We start from the raw sequence: 26,183 nt of genomic DNA on the forward strand, positions 1-26,183 counted from the left end.
GGCCGCGCGGACAAGGACGAGATCACCGTGACGCGAGCGGCGGCGCTCGCAGAAGGCGGACGCAGGGCAGCATGCCGCCCCTCAGTTCGCTGGTTGCAGGCCTGCCAGGAGGTTGAAGGCCCCGGTCAGCAGGTTGAGTGCGACCACGCCGACGATCTCCGCGATGACGCGGTCGCTCCAGCCGTGCGCCCGGAGGCCGGCGACATCCGCGTCGGTGATGGAGGACGGCTCGGCCAGCACCCGTACGGCGACGGCGATCAGGGCCGCCTCTCTGGCGTCGGTGGAGGTGCCCTGCCGGGCCAGGGCGATGTCGGCCTCGCTGAGCCCGGCCGCACGCCCCGCCTCGACGTGCGCCTGCATGCAGGTGCCGCATCCGATCCACTCCTGGACGGCGAGCGACACCTTCTCGCTGAGGGCGCGGGGCAGCTTGACCCGCTTCATGGCACGCGAGAGGTTCAGGTAACCCTCGAGCAGCGCCGGCGAGTGCGCCATGGTGGCGACCATCTCTCCCACACTGCCTCTCCTGTCGAGGATGTCGTTCAGCAGCTCCTTGGACCTGCCCGGTGCGCCGGCGGGCTCAAGCGGGACGAGACGTCGCATATGTCCTCCTCAAGGCTCCCGATGTACTATACCCCCCTACCGTATAAAGACCGACCGGGACGGTCCGTCCGAGCGCGCTCCCGCGCTCGGACGGGCCGTCATGATGTCAGAGCCGGTCGAGAATCTTCCGCAGCTGCTCCACTTCGGCCTGCTGCGTGGTCTCTACGGTCCTGGCCAGCTCTTTGGCCTGCGGGTTCGAGCCGTTGGCCTGCTCGGTGCGGGCCATCTCGATCGCGCCGTCATGGTGGGCGATCATCTGCTGCGCGAACAGCTTGTCGAACTCCTTCCCCTTGGCGGCCTTGAGCTTGGTCATGTCCTCCTCGGACATGATGCCGGGCATGTCGTGGCCCATGCCGCCCTCGGGTGCGGGCTTGCCCCACCCCGCCAGCCAGCCCTTCATCGTCTGGATCTCCGGGTCCTGGGCCGCCTTGATCTTCGTGGCGAGCTCCTTGATCTCCGGGTCGGCCGCGCGTGCCGGCGCGAGGTCGGCCATCTCGACCGCCTGCTCGTGGTGCGGGATCATCATCTGCGCGAACATGACGTCCGCGTCGTTGAACGCCGCGGAGGGCTGCGCGCCGGCAGTGGCGGCGGCCGATGCGCCGCTGCTCGCCATCCCTTCATGCCCGGCCGTGGTGTCGCCGTTCCCTCCACAGGCGGCCACCAGGGCGAGAGCCCCTGCGGCGACGGCGACGGACATCTTGCGATTGGTACGCATGGCTCGTTCTTCTCTCGGTGTTTGCGGGAACCGTCGACCTGTGCGCGACAGACTGGAATGCCTGTCCGCGTGGGATGTCGGCCTATATGCGCAACGTCGAGAGAGTGGCCAGACGCCGGGACGTCAGTTTCGGTGGAGGCCGCGCGACCTGCCGGGTCGGCGACAGCATCCCGCCTGAGGTCTGGCTGCTCCGTCCGGCTCTGGTCCAGGCGGCGCTCAGCAGCAGGACGACGAGTGACGCCAGGATGGCCAGGCAGACGTCCGTCGGGTCGAACCCCGGCATCGCCGGATGGGGCGTGACCGCCTGGAACCCGTCGGCAACGACGGCAAGAGGTGGCGAGGCCATCTCTGCGGCGTGTCCGCCACCATGCCGGCCGTCTGTGTGCCCGAGGGTGTGCATGCCGCAGACGCCCAGGGCGAGGAGCACGAGCAGGACGGCACGTACGGCGTGCATCCCACGGCGCCGTCGCATAGATCCCACCGCCCCTCGCAGGTTATCGGCACGTCGTGGCCCCTGTCAGTGTACTAACGTGCATCGTAGCCCCTGGTCTGGACTCCCTGGCGTGACAAGGAGGCCCCCAGGCCACACATCTACGATCGCCGGTAGCATTGACGAGGTCGCAGGCGAAGGGACGGTCGAAGGATGCGTGGCCTGGGAGAGCTCGAGTCCACGATCATGGACCACATGTGGGCCATCAGGCGTCCGGCCTCGGTACGAGACGTCCTCGAACACCTCCAGCAGGAGCGCACCTTGGCCTACACGACCGTCATGACCGTGATGGACAAGCTGCACACCAAGGGCCTGCTCAAGCGTCAACCGGTCGGCCGCGCCTACATCTACGAGGCGGTGTCGTCGAAAGAGGCCTACACCGCCGACGTGATGCGCGCGTCGCTGGCCGGGAGCGGCAACCAGGCGGCCACGCTGGTGCACTTCCTGGAGCGGCTCACCCCGGAAGAGACGACCGCTTTGGAGGCGGCGCTCCAGGTGTACCCGCTCGGGGGCCGCAGCTCATGACGGTGGCGATCGCCCTCGCCCTGTACAGCGTGCTGGCGGTCCTGTTCCTGCCGAGGCTGCTGAAGCGTGCCGCATGGACGGATCGCGCGCCACGGCTGGCGATCGCCATGTGGCAGGCGGCAGGCGCCTCGGCGGTCGCATCGGCGCTGCTGTCGGCGTTCGCCGCCGCCGTGCCCGCCTCGGTGGTCGGGCACGGCCTGGCCGGGCTGTTCGAGGCCTGCGCCGCCATGTTCGAGGACGAGGCGACGCTCAGCTCGGCCCGCACCCGGGCGGGCCTCGCCGTCGGCGGCCTCGTCCTGATCCGGATCGCCTACATGGGCGCGGCGGTCCTGCTCCGTGCCGGCCGCGAACGTCGCAGGCACGCCGAGGCCCTTTCCCTGGTCGGCAGGCACGATCTCGGCCTTGACGCGCTCGTGGTCGACTACGACGAGCGCCTGGCGTACTGCCTGCCAGGCCGCAACGGCCACGCGGTCATCACCACCGGAGCGCTGCGCTCACTCGCCCCCGAGCAGGTCGCCGCCGTTCTCGCACACGAGCGGGCGCACCTGCGCGGACGCCACCACCTGGTGCTCGCCGCCGCCGAAGCCCTGGTTCGCGCCTTTCCCCGCCTGCCTCTGTTCGAGCAGGCGCGTGTGGAGGTGGCGCGGCTGGTGGAGCTGCTGGCCGACGACGTCGCGGCAAGCCGCCACTCGCGTATTCACATCGCGGCGGCGCTGGTCGGCCTCGCGACGGGCAAGGTTCCGGCCTTCGCGCTCGGTGCGGGCGGCGAGACGGCGCTGACCCGCGTCCGCCGCATGCTCCATCCGCAGGAGCCCCTCGGCCGCCGGGAACGTGTCGCCGGGCTCCTCGCGGTCTCGTCCCTGCTCGCCGGTCCTGCCATGCTGGCCATGGCGCCGGGAGTGGCCGCGTTCCTCGCCCATCACTGCCACTCCTTCCTCACCCTCTAACGTCCTACGAGCGCCAATAGTAGAGCGCTATCGGACTTCCCTGCCCTGAACCGTGTGAGATATCGGCTCAGCCTACGATCGGGAGCAGTAGTGATGCACAACACGTGAGGTGGGTGTTCAGTCGGGGAGGAGAGGAAAATGAGCGACACCGTCCCGGCCCGCCATGGCGATGCCGGACAGGTCAGCACCGCGGTCTTGGACGTCAGCGGGCCGCACTGGGCCTCCGAGCAGAACGTCGTCGTGGCGGTTCTCGGCCGGCGACCCGGCGTGATCCACGTGGAGGCCAACCCCGTCGGCCAGACGGCGACCGTGAGCTTCGATCCGCGCCGCACCTCGGTCGCCGAACTCCGGACGTGGGTGATCGACTGCGGCTACCACTGCGCCGGGCAGTCGGTGCCCTCGCACATCTGCGACCCGATGGCCGAGCCCGGCCCGTCAGCCGCGAGGGCGGCCGGCCACGAACAACATGCCGGGATGTCGATGGCCGCGATGGTGGCCGACATGCGCAACCGGTTCCTGGTGGCCGCGCTCTTCTCCATCCCGATCGTCTTGTGGTCGCCGATCGGCACCGAGGTCTTCGGGCTGCGTCTGCCCGTGCCGTTCGGCCTGCGCCAGGACATCTGGGCCTTGCTGCTCAGCCTGCCGGTGATCTTCTATTCGTGCTGGATCTTCTTCGACGGTGCCGTACGCGCGCTCCGGGCCCGCACTCTCGACATGATGGTGCTCGTCGCGGTGGCCGTGGGCGCCGGCTGGTCGTACTCCCTGATCGTCACCCTCACCGGCGGCGGCGAGGTGTTCTACGAGGCCGCCACGGTGCTGGCCGCCTTCGTCCTGCTCGGCCACTGGTTCGAGATGCGTGCCAGGGGCGGCGCCAACGACGCCATCCGCGCGCTGCTCGATCTCGCGCCGCCCAAGGCCACCGTGATCCGCGACGGCGAACCGGTCGAGGTCCCGACCGCCGACGTCGTGGCCGGTGACCTGCTGCTGGTGCGGCCGGGCGCGAAGGTCCCGGTGGACGGCACCGTGGAGGAGGGCCAGAGCGAGGTCGACGAGTCGATGGTCACCGGCGAGAGCCTGCCGGTGCACAAGGAAGCGGGCTCGGTCGTCATCGGCGCCACCATCAATCGCAACGGCACGCTGCGGGTGCGCGCGACCAAGGTCGGATCGGACACCGCCCTGGCGCAGATCGTGCAGCTCGTCCAGCAGGCGCAGAACTCCAAAGCGCCGGGGCAGCGGCTGGCCGACCGGGCGGCGTTCTGGCTCGTCCTCGTCGCACTGATCGGGGGCGGTCTCACCTTCGCCGCCTGGCTGCTACTGGCCGGTCAGCCGTTCAGCGTCGCGATCCTCTTCGCGATCACGGTCGTGGTCATCACCTGCCCGGACGCCCTCGGCCTGGCGACGCCCACCGCGATCATGGTGGGCACGGGCCTGGGGGCCAAGCGGGGCGTGCTGTTCAAGAACGCGATGGCGCTGGAGACCTCGGCTCGCATCCAGGTCGTGGTGATGGACAAGACCGGCACCCTGACCAGAGGCGAGCCGGAGGTCACCGATGTGGTCGTCGATGACACGCTGACCGACGAGGAGTTCCTGCGGCTGGTCGCCGCCGTGGAGCGGGAGTCGGAGCACCCGCTGGCCGAGGCCATCGTCCGGCATGCCGACGGCTCGGGTGTGGCCCCCGCCCGAGCCGAGCGTTTCGAGAACGTACCCGGCCATGGCGCCATCGCGGAGGTGAGCGGGCGCAAGGTGGTGGTCGGCAACCGGCGGCTGCTGGAGCGTGAAGGCGTCGCACTCGGGGCTATGGCGGGCAGACGGCAGGAGCTGGCCGAGGGCGGCCGGACCGCCGTCATAGTCGCCGTCGACGGCACGGCCGCCGGAGTCATCGGCATCGCGGACGCGGCCCGGGAGACCTCCGCCGCGGCTGTGGAGGCGTTGCACGAGCTGGGTGTCGAGGTGGTGATGCTCACGGGCGACAACACCTCGACCGCCGAACGGATCGCCGGGCAACTCGGCATCGACACCGTCATCGCCGAGGTCCTGCCGGGAGACAAGGCGGCCAAGGTGGCCGAGCTCCAGGCCGGCGGGCGTAAGGTCGCCATGGTGGGCGACGGCGTCAACGACGCCCCGGCGCTGGCCCAGGCCGACCTGGGCATCGCCATCGGCGCCGGCACCGACGTGGCCATCGAGACGGCCGACGTGGTGCTGATGCGTTCCGATCCGCTGGACGTGCCCACGGCGCTGCGGATCGGCCGGGGCACGTTGCGCAAGATGCGGCAGAACCTGGGCTGGGCGATCGGCTACAACACGCTCGCGCTGCCCATCGCCGCCGGGGTGTTCGAGCCGGCGTTCGGGCTCATGCTCCGTCCCGAGATCGCGGCGCTGTCCATGTCGGGATCAAGCGTGATCGTCGCCGTCAACGCCCTCGCTCTGAAGGGCTTGCGGCTGCCCTCCCGGTGAGCGCGGGCGTTGTCGCGGTGCTACTTGAAGCGGCGTAGCCGCAGGCTGTTGCTGACCACGAAGACGCTGGAGAACGCCATCGCGGCGCCCGCGATCATCGGGTTGAGCAGGCCCAGGGCGGCCAACGGCAGGGCGGCCACGTTGTAGGCGAAGGCCCAGAACAGGTTGCCCTTGATCGTCGACAGCGTACGGCGGGACAGCCGGATGGCGTCGGCCGCCACCCGCAGGTCGCCGCGCACCAGGGTCAGGTCACTGGCCTCGATGGCGGCGTCCGTGCCGGTGCCCATGGCCAGGCCCAGGTCGGCCTGGGCGAGCGCGGCGGCGTCGTTGACGCCGTCGCCGACCATGGCCACCACCTTGCCCTCGGCCTGCAGCGTCTTGACCACGTCCACCTTGTCGGCGGGCAGCACCTCGGCGATCACCTCGTCGATGCCCACCTCATGCGCCACCGTCTTGGCCACGGCCTCGTTGTCGCCGGTCAGCAGCACCGGCGTGAGACCGAGGGCGCGGAGCTGGGCGATGGCCTCCTTGCTCGTCGGCTTGACCACGTCGGCCACCACCAGCACCGCGCGGGCCTGGCCGTCCCAGCCCACCGCGACCGCGGTGCGGCCGGCGGCCTGGGCCTCCCGCAGGTGCCGTTCCAGGTTCGCGGGCAGGTGCTGGGACCACTCCTCCAGCAGCCTCGGCCGGCCGACCAGGACCGCGTGGCCGTCCACGATGCCCTGTACGCCGAGGCCCTCCACGTTCGCGAAGTCCTCGGGGGCCGGCAGCTCGCCGACGCGGGCGGCGGCACCCTTGGCGACGGCCTGAGCGATGGGATGCTCGGAGGCGTGCTCCAGCGCGCCCGCCAGGCGCAGGACCTCTTCCTCGTTCTCGCCCTCGGCCACATGGACAGCCGTGAGCGTCATCTTGCCCTCGGTGACGGTGCCGGTCTTGTCCAGTACGACCGTGTTGATCCGGCGGGTGGACTCCAACACCTCGGGGCCCTTGATCAGGATGCCGAGCTGGGCCCCCCGGCCGGTGCCGACCAGCAGCGCGGTCGGCGTGGCCAGCCCCAGCGCGCACGGGCAGGCGATGATCAGCACCGCCACCGCGGCGGTGAACGCCGCCCCCACGCCGTCGCCGGTGCCCAGCCAGAAGCCGAGCGTGCCGAGGGCCAGCGCGATCACGATCGGGACGAAGATGCCGGAGATCCGGTCCGCCAGCCGTTGCACCTGCGCCTTGCCGGTCTGGGCCTCCTCCACCAGCTTGGCCATCTGGGCGAGCTGGGTGTCGGCGCCGACCCGAGTGGCGCGGACGATGAGCCTGCCGCCCGCGTTCACGGTGGCGCCGGTGACCGCGTCGCCGGGACGCACCTCCACCGGAACCGATTCGCCGGTGAGCATCGAGGCGTCGACGGCGGAGGTGCCTTCCTCGACGACGCCGTCGGTGGCGATCTTCTCGCCGGGCCGGACGACGAACCGGTCACCGCTCTTGAGCTGCTCCACCGGGACGCGCCGGCCGTCGGCCAGCTCGACGTCCTTGGCGCCCAGCTCCATCAGCGCGCGCAGCGCCGCCCCTGCCCGCCGCTTGGAACGGGCCTCGAAGTAGCGGCCGGCCAGGATGAACGCCGTCACGCCGGCGGCGGCCTCCAGGTAGATGTTGCCGGAGCCGTCGGTGCGTTCGATGGTGAACGCGAACGGGTGCGTCATGCCGGGCGTGCCCGCGCTGCCGAAGAACAGCGCCCACAGCGACCAGCCGAGCGCGGCGATGGTGCCGATCGAGATCAGCGTGTCCATCGTGGCGGCGCCGTGGCGCAGGTTGGTCCAGGCGGCCTTGTGAAAGGGCCAACCGGCGTAGACCACCACGGGAGCGGCGAGCACCAGCGACAGCCACTGCCAGTTGGTGAACTGCAGCGGTGGGATCATCGCCATCGCGATCACCGGTACGGCCAGCACGATCGAGGTGACGAGGCGCTGACGCAGGGGCCGGAGCTCGTCCTCCGGCTCTCGCTCGGCCGTCGCCTCCCCTTCGGGCTTGGGCGGGGCGGGCAGGGCCGCTGTGTATCCGGCCTTTTCCACCTCGCTGATGAGCTGCTGGGGGTCGACGCCTTCGGGGAAGGTGACCTTCGCCTTCTCGGTGGCGTAGTTGACCGTCGCGGTCACGCCGTCCATCTTGTTCAGCTTGCGCTCGATGCGGTTGGCGCACGAGGCGCAGGTCATGCCGCCGATCGAGAGTTCGACGGCGTTCTGCCGGTCATCGGCGACCTGGGACATCACCGTTCTCCTTCCTCTCGGTCAGTGGCTGTGGCCGTCGTCGCCGTGCCTGCTCGGCTCGGGCGTGGAAGTCGAGGCCGGGACCTGGGGCCGCTCGCCCGCGCCGAGGGTGAAGGCGGCCGTGCGGACCTCGCCCGCGTGCTGGAAGTCGAAGAAGAGGCGGTAGTCGCCGGTGCTGGGCACCTCGGCGTAGAAGACGATCTCGGGGCCGGGCTCGGTCTTGCCGTCGCCGGGCGCGCCGTCGGGGTGGACGTGCAGGTAGGCGAGGTCCCTGGCGCGCAGGGCGACCAGGTGGCCGTAGGCGCCGAGGTAGGGCTGCAGGTCGGTGACCGGCTCGCCGTCCTTGCTGACCTTGAGGGTGAGCCTGCTGGACTGTCCGGGGGCCAGGTCGCCGTCGAGGGTGACCTCGTAGCCGTCGACCGTCGCCGTACGGCTCTGCCCGGGCAGCGCGTCGGGCCGGTAGTCGCCGGCCACGGTCAGGTCGGCGCCCAGGGTCAGGGCGTCGCCGCCGGTGGGCGCGAAGTCGGCGAAGGCCCGGTACGGCCCGGCGTCCGGCAGCGTCAGCTTGACCGACCAGACGCCGTCGGGCGCCATCTCGGGATGCACGTGCTGGAAGGTCTTCAGGTCGCGGGAGGCGACGATCAGGTGCAGTTTCTTGTCGTGTTGGACCTGGTAGCCGGTGACCGCCTTGCCGTCGGGTCCGGTGATGGCGAAGCGGAAGTCGGTGGGCTCACCGGGCTTGATCGTCGTGGTGATCGGGTTGAGGGTGTAGCCGTTCTCGGACACTTGGAGCCCCCCGGGGGTATCGTTCTTCACCTGTGCGGTGCCGTGCTCCCCGTGCGCCGCGCTCGCGGTGGGCGCCGCCATGGCGGCGTGGTCCTCGGCCGGAGGGGTTCCGACCGGCCCGACCGCCTTGCCGACGCCCAGGGCGCCGCCGAAGACGACGGCCAGGCCCAGGACGTACGAGCCGAGCTTGACCGCGGCGTTCACTGGTTCGCCACTTCGTAACCGGCCTCTTCGACGGCGGCGGTGATCTTCGCCGGGTCGACGGGGCCGTCGCTGTTCACGGTCAGCAGGCCGGTCGCCAGGTCCACCTCGACGGCGGTGACACCGGCCACTTCACCGACCTCCTCCTTGACGGAGCTGACGCAGTGGCCGCAGGTCATGCCCTTGACGGTGTAGGTGGCGGTGCTCATATCGATCTCCCCTTCAATCCGGTCGGTCAGGAACGTACAAGCCGTGCGATGGCGTCGGAGGCCTCCTTGACCTTGGCCTCCGCCTCGGGGCCGCCCTTCTGCGTGGCCTCGGCGACGCAGTGGGCCAGGTGCTCTTCGAGCAGCGCCAGGGAGAACGACTTCAGCGCGCTGGTCGCCGCCGACACCTGCGTCAGGATGTCGATGCAGTACTTGTCGTCCTCGACCATCCGCTGCAGGCCGCGGATCTGCCCCTCGACACGGCGCAGGCGCATCGCATGGTCCTGCTTGCTGTGGCTGTATCCGGCCATGTCCACTCCCCTCTCGGTCGCTCGCCCGGAACAACACCATACCCCCCTATGGTATTCCCGGCAAACGCGGCGGCCCCGACGACATCTGAAAGCCGGATGCTGATCCGAGGACTTGACAGATACCCCCTAGTGGTATTCATTAGCGATCGCTTCCGCCATACCCCACAGGGGTATTCGCACGATCTTTGGAGACACCCATGTCCGCACCATCCCCCCGGCGCTGGACCGCGTTGGCGCTGATCGCCCTGGCGCAGTTCATCGTCATCATGGACACGTCGATCATCGGCGTGGCCCTGCCCCGCATGCAGCAGGCCCTCGGCTTCTCCCAGGAGAACCTGTCGTGGGTCTTCAACGCCTACGTCGTGGCCTTCGGCGGCCTCCTCCTGCTCGGCGGCCGCCTGTCCGACCTGTTCGGCGCCCGCCGGCTCTTCAGCACCGGCTGGCTCATCCTGCTCGCGGGCTCGCTCCTGGCCGGCCTCGCGCCCGAGGTGTGGGTCGAGCTGACCGGCCGCGCCGTCCAGGGCGTGGGCGCAGCGCTGATCGCCCCGTCCGCGCTCACCCTGCTGATGATGTTGTTCGGCCACGACCCGAAGGAGCTGACCAGGGCCCTGGCCCTGTACGGTGCCGCCGCCCCCGCCGGCGGCACCGCCGGCGTCTTCCTCGGCGGCCTCATCACCGAATACCTGAGCTGGCCGTGGGTCTTCTACATCAACATCCCCATCGCCGTCGTCGCGCTCCTGGCCACCGGCCCGCTGATGCCCGCCGCCCCGGCGCGGCGCGGCTCCATCGACGTGCTCGGCACGCTGACCGTCACCCTCGGCCTCGGCGCCGCCGTCTACGCCATCGTCCGCGCACCCGAAGCCGGCTGGGGCTCGGCTGAGACGTGGCTCGTCCTCGCCGCCGCCGTGGCGCTGCTCGCCGTGTTCGTCGCTCTCCAGGCCCGACGCCGCGAGCCGCTGATGCGCCTGTCCATCTTCCGCACCCCGAACCTCGCCGCCGCCAACCTCACCCAGCTCCTGCTGGGCGGCGCGTGGATCCCGATGTGGTTCTTCCTCAACCTCTACCTGCAGCAGGTCCTCGGCTACAGCGCCTTCCCCAGCGGCGCCGCGCTGCTCCCGATGACCGTGCTCATCATGATCGGCATGATCGTCCTGGCGCCCCGGGCCATCGGCCGCTTCGGCCCCAAGGCCACCACCGTCACCGGCCTGCTCCTGCTCACCGCCGGCATGGCCTGGCTGTCGCTGATCAGCCCGGACGGCGGCTTCGCCACCGACGTCCTGCCCGCCAGCCTCGTCGCCGCCCTCGGCATGTCGCTGGCCTTCATCCCCTCCCTCGGCACCGCCATCTCCGCCGCCCGCCCCGAGGAGGGCGGTCTCGCCTCCGGCATCGTCAACACCAGCTACCAGGTCGGCTCCGCGCTCGGCCTGGCCGCCATGACCGCCGTCGCCGCCGCCAACGGCGCCGGCCGGATCGGCGACCTGCCAGCGCTGACCGACGGCTTCTCCGCCGCCTTCGTCGGAGCCGCCGCCATCGCCCTGGCCGGCGCCCTGATCGCCGCCGCGACCCTGCGCACCCGCGCGGCCGCGCCGGCGAGCGACGAGGCCACCGCCTCCGGTACGTGAGTCAGCGCCCGCCCGTCCGACACCGATCGCCCCGTCACAGCGGAGGCGCCACCGATCACGCCCCGGCTCCCGGACACCGTCCGGGAGCCGGGGCGCGTTCACGCCTCCCGAACCCGCTGCCGGTCATGCGCTCACGGGAGCTGGTCCGTCCACTCGGTGTCGATCGTCCACATGCCGTCCGGGACATGGGCCGTTCCGCCTGTGAGCGGCGCCCGTACGGAGGTTTCGCGGATCCGCCCGGTGTCCGGGTCGACGACCATGGTGCCCTTCCCGGAGAACACCGGGACCTGCAGGCGTCGCCCGCCATGGGTCTCGCCGAGATCGACGACTCCCGGACGTGAGGCGAGCGCTCGATAGGCGGCGGCACGGACCGGGGGCGGGACCGGCGCCTCACTGATGAGCGAGAGCAGCGCCTCAACAGCGAGGCCGTCCTGTTCGGCGGTCGTGAGCGGTCCCCTGCTGGAGCGGACACCGCTTGCGACGACGGCCGACCGTAGCCGGGTGTACAGGGCGTCCTCGTCGGCGGGCAGCGGCCGCAGCTCTTCGAAGGTCATGCGCAGCGGCCCCACCGCGAACGGCTGAGGCTTGCCAGGCCACTCCAAGAGCTTGCCTTCCCCCTTCAGTCTTTTGCCTTTGATCCAGAAATGACCGTCGCGCCGATACCAGTACTCCTCGGTCGCAGCCCCCTCTCTTGTGAGGGTGATGTGCCAGTACGTCCCGGCGCCCTCAGGGGTGCGCTCCGCCGTGTCGGCGGCGACGAGCAGGACGTCCCGCGAACTCATGATCAGCGACCGGGAGTCGCCGCCACGGCCCGGCACGATCACGAGTGCGGCGACGACAGCCGCCGCGACCGCTGGGATCAGAATCCATCGCGCCCGCTGCCAACGGGCGCGCCGGCGCGCCGTGGGCGACGGGCCGCCGGCGCGCTCCAGCAGGGCCACGCGGGCGGCCGTGTAGGCGGCGGGTGAGGGGGCGTCGGGCTGCGGGCGCACCGCGTGCAGCATCTCGATGTCGTCCATGATCAACCGTCCTTTCCGGCCGTTGTCGGCTCGGCGCCGTTCAGGGAGGCGCGCAGGGTCTTGCGGGCCCGGTGCAGCCGGGTTCGGACGGCGGCGCCGGTGATGCCGAGCGCCTCGGCCGCCTCCTCGGAGCTCAGCCCGCCCCAGGCGATGAGCAGGAGCACGTCACGGTGGGAACGAGGGATCTTCGCGAGCGCCGCCATCAGAGGCACCCGCTGCACCTGGGCGTCGACACGGCCCGCGACCTGCTCGGCGTGGCCGTCGTCGGCCTGGGCGAGAGGCATCCGGGAAAGCGCCCGATACCACCTGGCCTCCGCCCGATGATGCCGGGCGATCAGGTTGGCGACGATCCCGTACAGCCAGGGCCGGGCATCCTCACGCGACAGGTCGTAGCGGTCACGTCGGTCGAACGCGACCAGGAACGTCTCCGCGGCCACGTCGTCCGCGAGGCTTGGCCCCAACCGCTGAGCGGCGAACCCGTAGATCTGGAAGTAGTGGCGGTCGAAGACCGCGGCGAAGCGTTGCGGGTCTTGCCAGGACTGCTCGATGATCGCCGCGTCACTGACCTCCTGGTCCGGAAGCGCCCGGGTCATTGCGGCCATATCCAGATCTTTCGTGTCATGGTCTGCCTTCCGTGGCTTGAACGTTGCCCTCCTTCGCCGATGGACGGACAAATGTTTCACCAGCTGTCGTGGAGGGCATTGCGCCCTCTTCACCGGCTTCATGCTCTCGGCGCTGACCCGGTGGGGCTACTTCCAGTACTGGTGGGTGCTGCTGAAGGCCGTCACTCGCTGGTCCAGCTCAACGTCGCCATCTTCCTGCTCGGCCCCGCGCTGACCGCCCTGGCGGAGGGCGCGGCCGTGTCCACCCCGGCGATGCCCGTGAGCACGCTGCTCATGGCCTCGGCCGGCGTCTGAGGCCGGCGCGGCTCACCGGAGTTCGCTCGGTAGCCGCCGCAGGGCGGACAGGGTGTGGATGTCGGCGAGCACCGGATAGTCGAACGGCAGCGGCCGCGGGCCGACCTGGTCCGGCACCGAGGTGAAACCGCCGTCGGGGTCCTGCCGGTCCAGCAGGTACGTCACCGCCCGGTGCACGGAAAGCGGGTCGCCGTGCCGCGCCAGCACGGGGACGGCCTGGGCGGTGGAGAGCACGTCGCTGGGGTCACCGGGGAGCTGGCCCCAGCCGCCGTCGGCGTTCTGCGTCTCGACGAGGCGTGCCACGGACCGGGCGGTGGCGGCGGCGATCCGGGCGGCCTGGCCTGTCGTCGCCGCGGGGATCGCGTGCAGTGCGTCCAGCGCACGCAGGATGGCGCTGGACTCGCTGACCGTCCAGCTGCGCTCGAAAGTCCCGTCCGAGCGCTGAGCGTTCAACACGAACTCCACGGCGCCGGTGAGCAGCCGCTCGTGCCGTACGGACTGCGGGGCCAGCGCGAGGATCGCGCCGGCGGTCATGTCCAGGTCCGGCGCGTCGCCACGCACCCAGGTCGGGAAACCTCCGCCGGGATCGGCGATCTCGGTCAGGTACCTGGTCGCCTTCTCCAGCGCCTCACGGTGACGGATCGGGTCGGCGGCGTGCAGGAACTCCATGCACCGGGTGGTGGTGTCCACGTCGGTCTGCTGCATGCCGGTGGCGAACGGCCAGCCCCCGTCCGGGGCCTGCCAGGACGCTACGAGATCAGCCATCCGGGGGACGAACGGCGCCAAGGCGTCCTCGCCGGTGAACGCAAGGCCTGCCACGGCGGTCAGCCAGAGGTCCTGGCTGTCCAGGAACGGCACGCCGTCGTCGGCGTTGACGGCCAGGCACAGCCGCAGCAGGCCGTCGTCGAGGACTTGGGCGTCCGGTCGGAAAGTGCGCACCGCGTGCAGGCCGAGCAGGTGGGTGGTGGCGCTGGCCTCCCACAGCACCCTGTCGCGCCCCGACGACATCAGCGACACCAGACGGTCCCGCTCCGCGTCGGTGACCGCGTGCGAACGGCCGCAGGCGTGCGCGTGGATGATCCGGGTCGACAGCAGGTGCACATTGGTGAAGGTGGTGACGCCCTCGGGCCCGGTCGGCGTGGGAGCGTCCCTGTGATCCAGGGGTGAGCCGCACAGCACATGCAGCACCGTGCGCAGCATGACCGCCTTGAGCCGCCCGCGCCCGGCGGTGCCGCCGCTGGCCGCCATCGGCAGGCCGGCGGCCACGTCCAGTGCGCGATCGGCCATGCCCGCCGGGTCCAGGCAGGCGTCGATCAGCAAGGCGTCCACCGGGCTCGCGCCGGGCCGGCGCTCCTTCAGGAACCGGGTCAGCCGGTCCTGCTCGCCGGGTTCGACCCCTTGTTCACGCAACAGGGCCAGCAGCAGCGTCGATTCCAGCACGCGGCTGCCGCACCGGTCGTCCACCATGCCGGTGGCGTCCACGGCGACGGCCAGGTGTTGCGCGAGTGCGCGCACGCCCCGCTCGTGATCGTCGGCAGTCATGCCGGAGACTGCCGGGTTGCGGTGGGTTTCTCGCTGCCAAGCGAGGGATCCGTCCCGAACATGGCGGATCGGCATGGCCCGATAGCCGTGCGCGGCCCGGTCGAAGTCGTCCATGCGCTCGGCCAGCATGACCCGGACCCGCGCCGCGGCCTCGGACCGGCTGCACCGGTGGTGGCGGGCCAGCACGCCGACGAGGTTCTCGGTGCCCTCGTCCAATTCCTGCGGCGCGGAGCGCAGGTCGTTGGTCCAGGCGATGATGTCGGCGGTCGTATCCCGCAACCCGTCCAGCTCACTTGCCACGGGCAAGGTTCGTTCCACGACGGCGAGCACCGGCAGCACGGTGATGGTGCGGCGGCGCAGCGCCAGGTAGTCGTCGAGCCCGAGCTGTTCACCGCAGGCGCGCAGCCGCGTCTCGGTGCAGGTGGCCTCGGCGAAGTCCCGGTAGAGAGTGAGGAAGCGCCTGCTCCATCCAGGCCGGGCCGAGACCTTGGTGCGCTCCCACAGATCGGTGAGCGCGCGCACCGCGGGCACCGGGTGCTGGGTGCCGTCCGCGCCGCCGAGCACGTCGAGCAGCTGGTCCAGCAAGGCCCGCACCTGCTCCGGCGACTGGCCGTGCCGATCGAACCCGTCGTCGACCAGCGCGATGAACGCCCCCCACTGCGCGAGCAGACCCAGCTCCGCCGGTCCGGCCTGCGGGGCCAGCCATCCGGCCATGCGCCCCTGCCCCATCCGAGCCAGTCGCCGCATCTCCTCCTCGCCGGCGACCAGGCCGTGCCGCGCCGACCAGGAACGGGCCTGATGTTCGGCAAAGCCCCAGCCCTGACTGCAAACAGCAATAATTTGACTACGAAAAGTAATCATCGTCGGCAGAATATCGGACCCGAGCAATCAAGAACACCCATCTAGGCGTTCACCATGACACCGCTGCCATGTCGCGGCCAGGCTCGACCATCCGGCGAACAATCAGACCCTCGGGCTCCCGGGCACCCTGATGGGCGGGTGTGCAAACCACTTCTAGTATCGGAGCGCAGAGAAAGGCTTTCCTCACCATTACGTCACGTCACTCTGTGTGCTCGTATATGTACATTCAGTAATGGGCGTCGGGATTGGATCACATGGCGCGCAACCCCGCCGCCTCATCTCTCACCACGAGAAGGAGTCCTGCATGAGCATGATTCAGACCGGCACCCTCGACCTGGATTCCACCCACCCGGTGGCCACCACCGGCGGTGACACCTCCACCTTCACCCAGGTGACATTCCCCACCCCGTTCCCGGCCGGGTCAAAAGTGGTCGTCATCCCCTTCGTGCAGACCTTCAACGGCCCCGAGACCCCCGGCCTCAGGATCGCTGACGTCACCCCGCAGGGCTTCCGGATCCGCCTCAACGAAGTGCTCGCCGGCGCCGTCAAGAGCGACGGACACCACGCCCGCGAAACCATCGGCTGGCTGGCCTCCACCGTCTGACGCGATCAAGCCCTCCGTGCGCGCGGAGCCATGACGCGGGGGCTGCGCACATCACGCCGGGCTGTCCGTGTTGAAGGACGGCCCGGCGTGATGAGGTTCCCGCTCCCGTGACCCGCTACAGACACGATCGCCCGCCGACGCGCCCCAGAGGCGCCGGCGTCCGCGACGGCGACTCGCAGGAAGGATCACGCGGTTGCACTGGCTGAACGAGTCGCACGAGCCCGTCGCACGGTCCGCCGCCTGCTCGATGCGCAGCCGAGGGGCCTCACTAGCTTCGGCAGGTGCTCAGAGCCACCCTTGTCGCCGGTCCCAGCGTCGACACCCCCATGGCGGTGGCCTCGGTCAGCAAGTCCTTCACCGCCCTGGCCGTCATGCAGCTGTCGGAGAAAGGCAAAATCGCCCTGGACCAGCCGGTGCGCCGCTACCTCCTACGCCCGGGCCGAGAAGATCACCGTACGGCAGTTGCTCAACCAGACCTCCGGCATGGCCGACTCGGCCTTCGGGAGAAGAGCCTGCCTCAGCCCGTCACGCTCGCCACACAGCCGGGAACCGCCGCGGGTGTCACGGTGGTCGCCGCGCGCCTCTGGGGCGCAGCACGACTACGACGGCGACGAAGCGTGCGCGTGGATGCCCTGCGGCTGGGGCGCAACGATGAGCCGGTCGCTGGGTGAGGACGCTGGTCTGATGCGGTTGCGGTCGCCCCTCGGCGCCGGCCTGCCTCCGCAGCGCTCTTCCGCGAGGTCTCGGCGACCTGCCGCCGCTCATAACCCGTCGGTCACGTGCTGCCGCCGATCACGCCGGCGCCGAGCAGTGCTTTGAGGTCGCTGTAGAGCGCGGGTCCCGGAGTGACCTGGAAGGGCACGAGGTCCAGCAGCACGCTCCTGGCGCCCCGGCGGTGCAGGCACACATGGACGGGCGCCCGGCCGGGGTAGGTGATCAGGATCTGCTTCAGCTCGCGCACGACCCGCAGGTTCAGCTGTGCTTCCTGGACCGAGATCACCACGGGTGGATGGGTGTCCGCCTGGGAGACGTCCAGGATCGTGATCTCCTCGCCGTAGACGCTCATCGTCTCGTCGCGGACGTTGATCCGGCCGCGGACGGAGATGACGCGGTCCTCGGCCAGCGTCTCGCCGTACAGGGTGTAGGTCTTGGGGAAGATGAGGCACTCCACGGAGGCGTCGTGGTCTTCGAGGGTGACGATCGCCCATGGGCTGCCCTGTTTGGTGACCTTGCGTTGCAGGCCGGAGACGATGCCGCTGATCCGGGTCACGCTGTCCTGACGTCCCGAGGCGAGCAGGTCGGCGATGGTGGTGTCACGGTTGGCGGACAGAACGCCTTCCGCGCCGTCGAGCGGGTGGCTGGAGACGTAGAGGCCCAGCATCTCGCGTTCGAAGGCGAGCAGGGTGGGCTTGTCCCACTCGCCTTCGGGGATCGCGACCGAGAAGGCGCTGCTCTGGCCGGGCTCGCCGAACAACGAGTCCTGGCCGTGCGCCTCGTTCCTCTTGACGTCGACGACCGCGTCCACCGCGCTCTCGTGCACCGCGATCAGGGCTTTTCTGGCGTGGCCCAGGCTGTCGAAGGCACCGGCCTTGGTCAGTGACTCGACGACCCGCTTGTTGCAGACGACCGCCGGGACCTTGGCGAGGAAGTCGTTGAAGCCGGTGTACGCGCCACGGGCCTCGCGGGTGGTGACGATCGCCTCGACGACGCCGGCCCCTATGTTCCGTACCGCGCCCAGGCCGAAGCGGATCTCGGATCCGACGGCGGTGAAGTCCAGGCGGCTGGCGTTGACGTCGGGAGGCAGCACCTTGATGCCCAGGCGCCGGCAGTCCGACAGGTAGACGGCCATCTTGTCCTTGTCGTCGCCGACGGAGGTGAGCAGCGCGGCCAGGTACTCACCTGGATGGTTGGCCTTGAGGTAGGCCGTCCAGTAGGAGACCAGGCCGTAGCCGGCGGTGTGCGACTTGTTGAAGCCGTAGCCGCTGAAGGGGACCAGGACGTCCCACACCGCCTTGACGGCCTCCTCCGAAAAGCCGCGCCCGCGCATGCCCGCCGAGAAGCGGTCCCATTCGGCGTCCAGGACCTCCTTCTTCTTCTTGCCCATGGCCCGGCGCAGCATGTCGGCGGCGCCGAGGGAGTAGCCGGCGAGCTGCTGGGCGATGGCCATCACCTGCTCCTGGAAGACCACCAGGTGGTAGGTGTCGCCGAGGATGGGTTCCAGCGCCTCCTCCAGCTCGGGGTGGATCGGCTCGACCGGTTGCCTGCCGGTCTTGCGCAGGGCGTAGTTGGTGTGGGCGTTCATCTCCATCGGGCCGGGCCGGTACAGCGCGTTCACCGCGGCGATGTCGGTGAACGTGGTCGGCTGCATCAGCTTCAGCAGCACCCGCATGCCGCCGCTGTCCAGTTGGAAGACGCCGAGCGTGTCGCCGCGCGCCAGCAGCTCGTACGTCGCGGCGTCGTCGAGCGGGATCTCCAGGACGTCGATGTCGATGCCCTTGTTGGCGCGGACGTTCGCGATGGCGTCGCCGATGACGGTGAGGTTGCGCAGGCCGAGGAAGTCCATCTTCAGCAGACCCATGTCCTCGGCCTGGGTGAAGGGGAAGCCGGTGATGACAGGCCCGTTCGTCTTGGGCTTGATCAGGGGGATCACGTCGATGAGCGGCTCGCTGGAGAGGATCACACCGGCGGCGTGGATGCCGGTTCCCCGGGTGAGGCCCTCGATGCCGGTGGCGGTGTCGATCACCCTTTTGACGTCGGGGTCCTGTTCGTACATCTGGCGCAGCTCAGCGGCCTCGCCGTGGCGGGGGTGGCCGGTGTCGTGGATGGCGGCCAGCGGGATCTCCTTGCCTCCGTCCGCCGCGGGGAAGGCCTTGGTGATGCGGTCGCCCAGCGCGTACGGCAGGCCCAGCACCCGGCAGGAGTCCTTGATGGCGGCTTTGGCCTTGATGGTGCCGAACGTGACGATCTGGCAGACCCGGTCGTCGCCGTACTTGCGGGTGACGTAGTCGATCATCTCGTCCCGTCGGCGGTCGTCGAAGTCGAGGTCGACGTCCGGCATGGAGATGCGTTCGGGGTTGAGGAAGCGTTCGAAGATCAGTTTGTGTTCGATGGGGTCGAGCTGGGTGATGCCCGTGCAGTAGGCGACCATCGACCCGGTGGCGGAGCCGCGGCCGGGGCCGAGGCCGATGCCGTGCTCGCGGGCGTGCCGGCAGATGTCGGCGACCACCAGGAAGTAGCCGGGAAAGCCCATCATGTCGATGACCGACAGCTCGTAGTCGATGCGGTCCAGCACCTCCTGCGACGGCCGGCCGTCGTAACGGCGGCGTGCCCCCTCCAGGGTCTCCTTGCGCAACCAGCTCGACTCGCTCTCCCCTTCAGGCACGGGGAAGCGCGGCGTCAGGTCCCGATGCGCGAACACCTCCCCGTAGTCGCCGACCCGCTCGGCGACCAGCAGCGTGTTGTCGCAGGCGCCCGGCACCTCGGCGTCCCACAACGCGCGCATCTCCGCGGCGGACTTGACGTAGTAGCCGCTGCCGCTGAACCGGAAGCGGTCGGCGTCGGCCAGCCGTTTGCCGGTGCCGACGCACAGCAACGCGTCGTGGGCCTGGGCCTGGCTCTCCGTGACGTAGTGGGAGTCGTTGGTGGCCAGCGGCGGCAGGTCGAGCTCCTTGCCGAGTCTGAGCAGGTCGTCGCGGACCCGGCGCTCGATGGCGAGGCCGTGGTCCATCAGCTCCAGGAAGTAGTTGTCCGGGCCGAAGATGTCGCGGTAGCGGGCGGCGGCCTCGACGGCCCGGTCGTACTGGCCGAGGCGGAGCCGGGTCTGCACCTCTCCGGACGGGCAGCCGGTCGTGGCGATGATGCCCTGGCCGTGCTCGGCGAGCAGCTCATCGTCCATACGCGGATATTTCTGGACGTGGCCTTCGAGCCAGGCCCGGGACTGCAGCCGGAAGAGATTACGCAGGCCCTGATCGCCGGCCGCCCACATGGTCATGTGCGTGTACAGGCCGCGCCCGGAGACGTCCCCGCCCTCGCCGGTGTCGTCGTCGGAGCGGCGCAACGAGAGATCGTCGCTGTAGTACACCGGCTTGCGGTGGTGCCGGGAGGCGGGGGCGACGTACGCCTCGATGCCGATGATCGGCTTGATCCCCGTCCTGCGCGCCGTCCGGTAGAACTCGTACGCCCCATGCACGTTGCCGTGGTCGCTCATCGCGACGGCCGGCATGCCGAGTCGCGCCACCTCCTCCATGAGCAGGCCGACCTTGGCGGCGCCGTCGAGCATGCTGTATTCGGTATGCACGTGAAGGTGCACGAAGGATCCCACCGGAAACCACGCCCTTTGGTTGTAGGGTCGGCCGCGAACCCGAGCATTCGACCCGAGAGCAGGCGTGGTTGTCCAACAACCGACACACCGATACTCCACAACCAGCAGTTGTATGGCAGGATCCGCTGGATCTGGATCTCGGCGCGGTTCGGGCCTTCGTGGCCGTCACCGAGGACCGGTACTTCAGCGAGGCCGCGACCCGGCTGGCGATCAGCCAGCAGGCCATCTCCAAGCGCATCGCGAAACTGGAGTCCGACCTCGGCGTCCGGCTGTTCTTCCGCACCCGTGTCGGGGCCGAGCTCACTGATGACGGCAGGGCGTTCCTCCATCACGCGCGCTCCCTCGTCGGCCTCGCCGACCAGGCGGTCGACCTGTTGCGCTCCCGGCGCCGCGCACTCCGGGTCGATGTCCTGGACACCCGGCTACGGACCGTCGATCTGCTCCAGGCGTTCCACCAGACCGTTGAGGACGTGAACATCGAGATCCTCACCTCGAACGGGCTCAGATCGGCGCACGGCGCACTCACCCGCGGATCCGTCGACGCGTTCTTCTGCCGGGTCAGGGGGACGCTGGACGACGAGCTCCGGCACATCCCCGCGTACCTGGAACCCGTGCATCTGCTCGTCAGCCGCGACCACCCCCTCGCCGATCGGCAGCACGTCGAGATGGAACGCCTGTCCGGGTCGACCGTGTGGATGCCCGGCAACGCCCTCGGCAGTGAGTGGGCCGACTTCTACGACTTCCTCGGCGCCGCGTTCGACATCCGGATCAACACGTCGGGGCCCGACTTCGGCTGGGAGTACTTCATGGAGCAGATCGCCACAGGTGAGCACATCGGCTTCGGTGGTGAAGGGCTGCGATTGCCGTGGAACCCCCGCACCGTGCAGATCCCGCTCGTCGATCCCGCACCTGTCTATCCGTGTTCGCTGCTGTATCACCGGCAGAACCACCACCCGGTGCTGGCCCTGCTCACCCGCTTCATCGGGAGCGCCTTCCGGCCGTTCGACCCGGCACGCCAATGGCTGCCGGCCCCCGACCGCGCCACCTTCGCCGTGGGCCCTGCCTGAATGTCCGGCTGACCAGGGGGGAACGCCCGGAGGGCGCGCCCTTTACACTGTAGATTTGAATTTGCCGCGGGACACATCCAGTGGCGGGGGCTGACCCAGCAGCGGCCGCAGCGCCGGCCCGCTTCCGAGCCCGACCGTCCGCATCGGCGACGTATCGAGGGTTGGTCAGTCGAACTGCAGGACGAACCGCCCGCGAACGCCGCCTTGTTCGAGCGAGCGGTGCGCGTCGGCGGCTCGGGACGCGGGCAGCCGGCCGGCCACGCGGACGGTGAGCCGTCCATCTCCGGCGAGTTCGGCGAGCCGGTCGAGCTCGGCCGCGGCCTCCACGTAGTCGCGGACGAAGATCGGGGCGACGCGGACCCGGTCGGTCCCGTCGCCCTGGTAGCCGCGGACGGTGACGACCGTGCCGCCGTCCTTGACGGCCGGGAGCGCGGCGGCCTCCAGCGCGGCGGCGTCGAGCAGCCCGTCGACGCCGCCGGGGTGGCGGCGGCGGACCTCCGCGGCGAAATCGTCTCCTCGCGGCACGAGCTCGTCGGCTCCGCAGTCGCGTACGAAGGTCTCGTCCTGCCGGGCGGCGTCGGCGACGACGACCAGCCCGGCCAGCTTGGCGAGCTGGACGAAGTATCCGCCGACACTGCCGGCGGCGCCGGTGACGGCGACCGTCGCGCCGGCCGGGAGCGCCAGCGTGTCGAGCGCGAGCTGCGCGGTGAGCCCGTTCATCGGGACGGTGGCGGCCTGGGCATGTGAGAGCCCGGCCGGGATCTTCGCGACCGACCGTGCCGGCACGACCAAGTCCGCGCGGTAGCCGCCGTGCTCGCCCGAGGGCACCACGATGGCCATGACGGCGTCCCCGATCGTGAACGCGCGGCCGGCGGCGGGGCCGATCTCGGTGATCACGCCGGCGACCTCCATGCCCGGCACCCGCACCGCATCCGCCTCATCCTGTCGCGGACGTGAACGGATCACCGCGTCGACCGGGTTCACCGTGGCGCTGGTGACCCGGATCCTCACCCGGCCGGGAGCGATCGGTTCGGCCGCCAGATCGAGCTCGCCGAGAGCGTCCGGCCCGCCGGGTCGTGTCACTCCGATTGCTTGAACCACGGTGATCGTCACTCCTTGTTCTTTGCTGACGCGGGGGCCTGGAGGCCTTCGAGCAGCAGGCTGCACACCTCGTCGAGTTCGGCGCCGATGCCGGGGTTCTGCCATTCGGCGGCATGGGCGAGGTGATTGAACTTGGCGGTGGCGTGGAAAACCACGCGGGCGGTGGCCTCCGCGTCGGAGGTGCGAAAGCTGCCGTCGGCGGCGCCGTCGGCGATGATGGCGGCCAGCTGGCCCAACAGGTCGGCGACATGGTCGGTGGCGACGGTGCTGTGCGCAGCCGCGAGGATTCCGTAGGCGGCGAACAGCTCCGGGTCCTCGCGAATCTTGGCCTGCTTCACCGCCAGGACGGCGTGCAACCAGATACGCAGTCGTCGCACTGGCGGGACCGTACGGTCGGCCGCGAGGACGGCGAGGGTGTCCCGGTTGTGGTCGAGCCAGCGCCGGGTCACCGCCTCGCGTAGCGCCTGCTTGGAGGCGAAGTGCTTGTAGACGGCGGCATGGGTCACGCCGAGCGCCCGGGCGACGTCGACGACGGTCGCCTTGTCCGGTCCGTGGCGGCGCAGGATCTCCTCGGTGGCCGCCAGGATGGTGTCCGCGTCCAGCGGGCTTCGGGCAGGCATCAGTTCTCGCTTCCTGTTCGCTCGCCGTCCAGGAGCGCGAGCGGGGCGCGGGCGCGGCCGCCCCCACCCCAGACGTCGGCACCGAGTCTTCTCCGTTCCATACGACAAACACTAAGCGGATCGGTGACAAATTTCAAATCCTGTAACTAGAAACCGGCACGACAGGCAGGGGTGTTCGGCCCGGGCCGGTGGCCGACGTCCTGCCCCCTGAGCGCGCTGCCCGCCGAGGTCGTCCTCCGGGAGAGCACGCCACCGCGCCGGCCCGGCTGGCAGCGCCGCGGCCGGCGGCAGGGTCGTGGACGTCGTCGAGCTTTACCTTCTTGCCGGCATCGGCTGGTTCAGGTTCTCCACCGGCGTGTAGGGCTCGTGCAGTCCGAAGGCGGCCGGGCCGAAGACCTCCAACGCCTCCGGGGTACGCATGATCGGCGGGGTCGAGATGGCGAAAACGGTCAGACGCTGGCCGTAGCTGAGCGCTTCGGTGGTGACAGGCGTTCCGGTGTCGCTGTTCAGCGTGCAGATGAGGTCGGGCACGATGGCCAGGACGCGCCCGCCGCGGCGGGCCACGAGGTGCTCGTTCTGGAAGACGATCTCCAGGGTGTCCTCGTCATCGGCCATGTCGGCCAGCGTGACGCGGCCGCGGGCGAACCCGGCGACGGTTCTGCGGTCGACGTCGACCACCTTGCCGGCGAACAACACCCGGCTGTGGGCGTAGTCGGTGTCGGCGAGGGTGGCGCTGAGGGCGCCGAACGGGTCGGCGTGCTCCTGGCGGGCACGCCGGAGCGTGGCACCCAGGCGCCGGGCGAGGGTGAGGGTCCCGGGGATGGCGGTGCGCCGTACGGTCGCGGCATCCATCGGATAGTCGCAGATGTAGGCGGCGCCGCCCATCTGGATGGTCAGCGCACGGGCCAGGTACTCCATCCGCCGGTTGTCGACCGCCTCGATGATGCCGACGTCACCGTGATCGGAGGCGATCGACATGGGGCAGCCCGGCACACCGTAGACGGCGAACGTCTCCATCTGCAGCTCCGGAAAGGCGCGGCCCATGCCGTCGGCATCCACCACGGGCAGGCCGGCCTGGGCGGCCAGGAGCAACGGCATCATGCTGTTGAGGCCGCCGCACTCGATCGGCATCGTGGCGGCGGCGGAACGGCCGAGATGTCGTTCCAGGGCGCGCAGGGCGGCGAGGTTGCCCTCGCCGGACGGCAGCTTCTCCACGAAGACCGTGGGCGCCCCCATCATCGCCGACGGCAGCACCAGGGCGTCGTCAGGCAGCTCGTCGACGCCGATGACGTGGATACGTCGCCCGGCGCGAAGCTGCTGTTCCACCAGCATGCGTCCGATGTAGGGGTCCCCGCCGCCTCCGGTGCCCAGCAGAGCGGCGCCTTCGGCCAGGTCACGCACGCCTTCCAGAGTCAGGTCGTAACCCATGGCCGGTCCTCCTCAGGGGTACGTGAGCGGCTGAGGTCGAGATCACCGATGGCCTTGACGCGGACCCGGACCGCGTTGCCCGGCAGGTACGCCACGTGCACCTCGTCGATGTCCACGACCTGGACGCTGCCGGGGGCCGCGCCCGCGGCGACGGCCCGGTCGATCGCTTCGGCGCGAGCCTGGTCGAGCACGTCCTCCCGGGTGAGCGCGGCGGTGATCGCGAACAGCCGGTCCACCTCGCCGCCGATCTGCCCGATGGCGGCGCCGATGGCGTTGGCCACGGCGTGATGCTCGGGCCGATGCACCGATGGGATGCCCGGCAGGTCCGGCGGCATGAGGATGCTGCCGCCGCCGACGACCACGACCGGCAGCGGAGCGGACGACACCCGCATGCGTTCGACCAGGTCGGCCACGCGCGTGGCCATCCAGTCGATGCCCTGCTGGACCAGGTCGCGGTCCAGGTGGTCCACCAGCGCGCGATCGCCGATGTCGGCCAGGCCGGCCGCGACGGCCAGGTCGGTGGCGGTCAGGACGTCGCCCCCGAAGACCTTCGCCTGTTCGGTCAGCCGGTAGCCGACCGAGTCCGGGCCGACCTCCAGCGCGGGGCCGGTGACGACCCGGCTCCCGCCGCCCAGGCCGATGGACAGCACATCCGGCATGCGGAAGTTCGTCCGCACCTCGCCGATGTCGACCTCGCCGGTGGCCGCCCGCGGATAGCCGTTGGTCAGCACTCCCACGTCGGTGGTGGTGCCGCCGATGTCCACGACCGCGCAGTCGCTCAGCCCGGACAGATAGGCCGCGCCGCGCATGCTGTTGGTGGGGCCGGAGGCGAACGTACGCACCGGATAGCGGCGCGTGTATTCGGCGTCCATGAGCGTGCCGTCGTTCTGCGACAGGAACAGCGGCGCCGTCACCCCGACGGCCTCCAGCGCGCCGGCGAACGCGTCGACGATCTGGTCGGCCAGCCGGCGGAGGCAGGCGTTGATGATGGTGGCGTTCTCCCGCTCCAGGAGACCGACCCGGCCGATCTGGTGCGACAGGCTGATGTGCAGGTGCGGCAGTTCGGCCAGCAGGATGTCGGCGGCCTGCTCCTCCAGGTCGGTGGCCACCGGTGAGAACACCGAGGAGATGGCCACCGTGTCGATGCCGCGGGCGTGCAGCTCGGCGGCGGCCCGTTTGAGCTCGTCGGGCCGGAGCGGGGAGATGATCCTGCCGTCGAACTCGTGACCGCCGTGACACAGGTGCACGGACGGGCTGATCGCGGACAGCAGGCGGTGCGGCCAGTCCACCATGGGAGGCAGGGCCGCGGTGGCGGGCAGGGCAAGCCGGATCACGCCGGTCGGCGCGAGGTGCCGGCCGGTGACCAGGGCGTTGGTGAAATGCGTGGTGCCGATCATGACCGCGGAGACCTGGTTCCTGCCGATGCCGCCGGCGGTCAGCAACTCACGCAGAGCGGTGACGATTCCCGTGGTGACGTCCGGGGTCGTCAGCGTCTTGATCTCGGCCCGGACGGTGGTCTGGTCCATGATGACGGCATCGGTGTGGGTGCCTCCCACGTCGATCCCTATGCGCACCCGTACTCCTTTGTTCA

The 26,183-nt window shown here is 70.3% G+C and carries 23 protein-coding genes; 8 read left to right on the forward strand and 15 right to left on the reverse strand.

What is annotated here, in order from left to right; genetic code table 11:
- Positions 1-81: 81 nt before the first annotated feature.
- From SMD20_RS45515 to SMD20_RS45525, 3 genes are all read right to left on the reverse strand, one after another.
- On the reverse strand, positions 82-600 hold the full coding sequence (locus SMD20_RS45515) for a carboxymuconolactone decarboxylase family protein (RefSeq protein WP_329593705.1): 519 nt from the start codon (positions 598-600) through the stop codon (positions 82-84).
- Between the two features lie 106 nt (positions 601-706).
- Positions 707-1,315, reverse strand: coding sequence for a DUF305 domain-containing protein (locus SMD20_RS45520; protein ID WP_329593708.1), 609 nt, complete (start codon positions 1,313-1,315; stop codon positions 707-709).
- A gap of 82 nt (positions 1,316-1,397) precedes the next feature.
- The gene (locus tag SMD20_RS45525; RefSeq protein WP_329593710.1) at positions 1,398-1,787 is read right to left on the reverse strand and encodes a hypothetical protein; all 390 of its coding nucleotides are present in this window, start codon (positions 1,785-1,787) and stop codon (positions 1,398-1,400) included.
- Between the two features lie 171 nt (positions 1,788-1,958).
- Here SMD20_RS45525 and SMD20_RS45530 point away from each other — a divergent pair, with 171 nt between their 5' ends.
- The 3 genes from SMD20_RS45530 to SMD20_RS45540 all read left to right on the forward strand — a co-directional run bounded on the left by SMD20_RS45530 (position 1,959) and on the right by SMD20_RS45540 (position 5,731).
- Positions 1,959-2,330: a BlaI/MecI/CopY family transcriptional regulator gene (locus SMD20_RS45530; protein WP_329593712.1), complete on the forward strand. Its 372-nt coding sequence runs from the start codon at positions 1,959-1,961 to the stop codon at positions 2,328-2,330.
- Positions 2,327-3,277, forward strand: a complete 951-nt coding sequence (locus SMD20_RS45535; protein ID WP_329593714.1) for a M56 family metallopeptidase — start codon at positions 2,327-2,329, stop codon at positions 3,275-3,277. Before SMD20_RS45530 ends, SMD20_RS45535 begins: the two co-directional genes overlap by 4 nt.
- A gap of 138 nt (positions 3,278-3,415) precedes the next feature.
- On the forward strand, positions 3,416-5,731 hold the full coding sequence (locus SMD20_RS45540; RefSeq protein ID WP_329593717.1) for a heavy metal translocating P-type ATPase: 2,316 nt from the start codon (positions 3,416-3,418) through the stop codon (positions 5,729-5,731).
- Between the two features lie 20 nt (positions 5,732-5,751).
- On the opposite strand, the gene SMD20_RS45545 is transcribed toward SMD20_RS45540, so the two are convergent.
- The 4 genes from SMD20_RS45545 to SMD20_RS45560 are packed head-to-tail and all read right to left on the reverse strand — an operon-like array spanning position 5,752 to position 9,490.
- Positions 5,752-7,986, reverse strand: a complete 2,235-nt coding sequence (locus tag SMD20_RS45545) for a heavy metal translocating P-type ATPase (RefSeq protein WP_329593719.1) — start codon at positions 7,984-7,986, stop codon at positions 5,752-5,754.
- A gap of 21 nt (positions 7,987-8,007) precedes the next feature.
- Positions 8,008-8,976 (reverse strand): hypothetical protein, encoded by a 969-nt coding sequence (locus SMD20_RS45550; RefSeq protein WP_329593721.1) that lies wholly within the window; start codon positions 8,974-8,976, stop codon positions 8,008-8,010.
- Positions 8,973-9,182 (reverse strand): heavy-metal-associated domain-containing protein, encoded by a 210-nt coding sequence (locus SMD20_RS45555; protein ID WP_329593724.1) that lies wholly within the window; start codon positions 9,180-9,182, stop codon positions 8,973-8,975. Before SMD20_RS45555 ends, SMD20_RS45550 begins: the two co-directional genes overlap by 4 nt.
- Before the next feature lie 26 nt (positions 9,183-9,208).
- Positions 9,209-9,490, reverse strand: coding sequence for a metal-sensitive transcriptional regulator (locus tag SMD20_RS45560; RefSeq protein WP_329593726.1), 282 nt, complete (start codon positions 9,488-9,490; stop codon positions 9,209-9,211).
- A 197-nt stretch (positions 9,491-9,687) separates the two neighbouring features.
- Here SMD20_RS45560 and SMD20_RS45565 point away from each other — a divergent pair, with 197 nt between their 5' ends.
- Entirely contained in the window at positions 9,688-11,112 is a 1,425-nt protein-coding gene (locus SMD20_RS45565) for an MFS transporter (RefSeq protein WP_329593728.1), read from the forward strand.
- A gap of 131 nt (positions 11,113-11,243) precedes the next feature.
- Here the strand turns inward: SMD20_RS45565 and SMD20_RS45570 are convergent, their stop codons facing one another.
- Positions 11,244-12,131, reverse strand: a complete 888-nt coding sequence (locus tag SMD20_RS45570; protein WP_329593729.1) for a CU044_5270 family protein — start codon at positions 12,129-12,131, stop codon at positions 11,244-11,246.
- A 2-nt stretch (positions 12,132-12,133) separates the two neighbouring features.
- On the reverse strand, positions 12,134-12,733 hold the full coding sequence (locus SMD20_RS45575; protein WP_329593731.1) for an RNA polymerase sigma factor: 600 nt from the start codon (positions 12,731-12,733) through the stop codon (positions 12,134-12,136).
- 162 nt (positions 12,734-12,895) lie between these two features.
- On the opposite strand from SMD20_RS45575, the gene SMD20_RS45580 reads away from it, so the two are divergent.
- Entirely contained in the window at positions 12,896-13,048 is a 153-nt protein-coding gene (locus tag SMD20_RS45580) for a hypothetical protein (RefSeq protein ID WP_329593733.1), read from the forward strand.
- Positions 13,049-13,060: 12 nt separating this feature from the next.
- Here SMD20_RS45580 and SMD20_RS45585 read toward each other — a convergent pair whose 3' ends face one another.
- On the reverse strand, positions 13,061-15,337 hold the full coding sequence (locus tag SMD20_RS45585; RefSeq protein ID WP_329593735.1) for a terpene synthase family protein: 2,277 nt from the start codon (positions 15,335-15,337) through the stop codon (positions 13,061-13,063).
- A 418-nt stretch (positions 15,338-15,755) separates the two neighbouring features.
- Here SMD20_RS45585 and SMD20_RS45590 point away from each other — a divergent pair, with 418 nt between their 5' ends.
- Together SMD20_RS45590 and SMD20_RS45595 are read left to right on the forward strand one after the other, a co-directional pair.
- Positions 15,756-16,055 (forward strand): hypothetical protein, encoded by a 300-nt coding sequence (locus SMD20_RS45590; RefSeq protein ID WP_329593738.1) that lies wholly within the window; start codon positions 15,756-15,758, stop codon positions 16,053-16,055.
- Positions 16,056-16,336: 281 nt separating this feature from the next.
- Positions 16,337-16,726 (forward strand): serine hydrolase domain-containing protein, encoded by a 390-nt coding sequence (locus SMD20_RS45595; protein ID WP_329593739.1) that lies wholly within the window; start codon positions 16,337-16,339, stop codon positions 16,724-16,726.
- Positions 16,727-16,830: 104 nt separating this feature from the next.
- On the opposite strand, the gene dnaE is transcribed toward SMD20_RS45595, so the two are convergent.
- Entirely contained in the window at positions 16,831-20,364 is a 3,534-nt protein-coding gene (dnaE, locus tag SMD20_RS45600) for a DNA polymerase III subunit alpha (RefSeq protein WP_329593740.1), read from the reverse strand.
- Positions 20,365-20,444: 80 nt separating this feature from the next.
- On the opposite strand from dnaE, the gene SMD20_RS45605 reads away from it, so the two are divergent.
- Positions 20,445-21,443: a LysR family transcriptional regulator gene (locus tag SMD20_RS45605; protein WP_329593742.1), complete on the forward strand. Its 999-nt coding sequence runs from the start codon at positions 20,445-20,447 to the stop codon at positions 21,441-21,443.
- A 165-nt stretch (positions 21,444-21,608) separates the two neighbouring features.
- Here SMD20_RS45605 and SMD20_RS45610 read toward each other — a convergent pair whose 3' ends face one another.
- From SMD20_RS45610 to SMD20_RS45625, 4 genes are all read right to left on the reverse strand, one after another.
- Entirely contained in the window at positions 21,609-22,526 is a 918-nt protein-coding gene (locus SMD20_RS45610) for an NADP-dependent oxidoreductase (RefSeq protein ID WP_329593744.1), read from the reverse strand.
- A gap of 26 nt (positions 22,527-22,552) precedes the next feature.
- A complete protein-coding gene (locus SMD20_RS45615) occupies positions 22,553-23,164 on the reverse strand; it encodes a TetR family transcriptional regulator (protein ID WP_329593747.1) in 612 nt (203 codons plus the stop codon).
- 312 nt (positions 23,165-23,476) lie between these two features.
- Entirely contained in the window at positions 23,477-24,592 is a 1,116-nt protein-coding gene (locus SMD20_RS45620; protein WP_329593750.1) for a DUF917 domain-containing protein, read from the reverse strand.
- Positions 24,577-26,166, reverse strand: a complete 1,590-nt coding sequence (locus SMD20_RS45625; RefSeq protein WP_329593752.1) for a hydantoinase/oxoprolinase family protein — start codon at positions 26,164-26,166, stop codon at positions 24,577-24,579. Before SMD20_RS45625 ends, SMD20_RS45620 begins: the two co-directional genes overlap by 16 nt.
- Positions 26,167-26,183 lie beyond the last annotated feature (17 nt).

It is taken from the genome of Nonomuraea sp. LP-02, from assembly GCF_036289125.1.
Classification (GTDB): domain Bacteria; phylum Actinomycetota; class Actinomycetes; order Streptosporangiales; family Streptosporangiaceae; genus Nonomuraea; species Nonomuraea bangladeshensis.

Coding starts and splice junctions, on each gene's coding strand:
- SMD20_RS45615 (WP_329593747.1), bottom strand. CDS start 23,164: ATGCCTGCCCGAAGCCCGCTGGACGCGGACACCATCCTGGCGGCCACC.
- SMD20_RS45620 (WP_329593750.1), bottom strand. CDS start 24,592: ATGGGTTACGACCTGACTCTGGAAGGCGTGCGTGACCTGGCCGAAGGC.
- SMD20_RS45575 (WP_329593731.1), bottom strand. CDS start 12,733: ATGGCCGCAATGACCCGGGCGCTTCCGGACCAGGAGGTCAGTGACGCG.
- SMD20_RS45560 (WP_329593726.1), bottom strand. CDS start 9,490: ATGGCCGGATACAGCCACAGCAAGCAGGACCATGCGATGCGCCTGCGC.
- SMD20_RS45515 (WP_329593705.1), bottom strand. CDS start 600: ATGCGACGTCTCGTCCCGCTTGAGCCCGCCGGCGCACCGGGCAGGTCC.
- SMD20_RS45540 (WP_329593717.1), top strand. CDS start 3,416: ATGAGCGACACCGTCCCGGCCCGCCATGGCGATGCCGGACAGGTCAGC.
- SMD20_RS45590 (WP_329593738.1), top strand. CDS start 15,756: ATGAGCATGATTCAGACCGGCACCCTCGACCTGGATTCCACCCACCCG.
- SMD20_RS45585 (WP_329593735.1), bottom strand. CDS start 15,337: ATGCGGCGACTGGCTCGGATGGGGCAGGGGCGCATGGCCGGATGGCTG.
- SMD20_RS45565 (WP_329593728.1), top strand. CDS start 9,688: ATGTCCGCACCATCCCCCCGGCGCTGGACCGCGTTGGCGCTGATCGCC.
- SMD20_RS45545 (WP_329593719.1), bottom strand. CDS start 7,986: ATGTCCCAGGTCGCCGATGACCGGCAGAACGCCGTCGAACTCTCGATC.
- SMD20_RS45525 (WP_329593710.1), bottom strand. CDS start 1,787: ATGCGACGGCGCCGTGGGATGCACGCCGTACGTGCCGTCCTGCTCGTG.
- SMD20_RS45530 (WP_329593712.1), top strand. CDS start 1,959: ATGCGTGGCCTGGGAGAGCTCGAGTCCACGATCATGGACCACATGTGG.
- SMD20_RS45535 (WP_329593714.1), top strand. CDS start 2,327: ATGACGGTGGCGATCGCCCTCGCCCTGTACAGCGTGCTGGCGGTCCTG.
- SMD20_RS45520 (WP_329593708.1), bottom strand. CDS start 1,315: ATGCGTACCAATCGCAAGATGTCCGTCGCCGTCGCCGCAGGGGCTCTC.
- SMD20_RS45555 (WP_329593724.1), bottom strand. CDS start 9,182: ATGAGCACCGCCACCTACACCGTCAAGGGCATGACCTGCGGCCACTGC.
- SMD20_RS45570 (WP_329593729.1), bottom strand. CDS start 12,131: ATGGACGACATCGAGATGCTGCACGCGGTGCGCCCGCAGCCCGACGCC.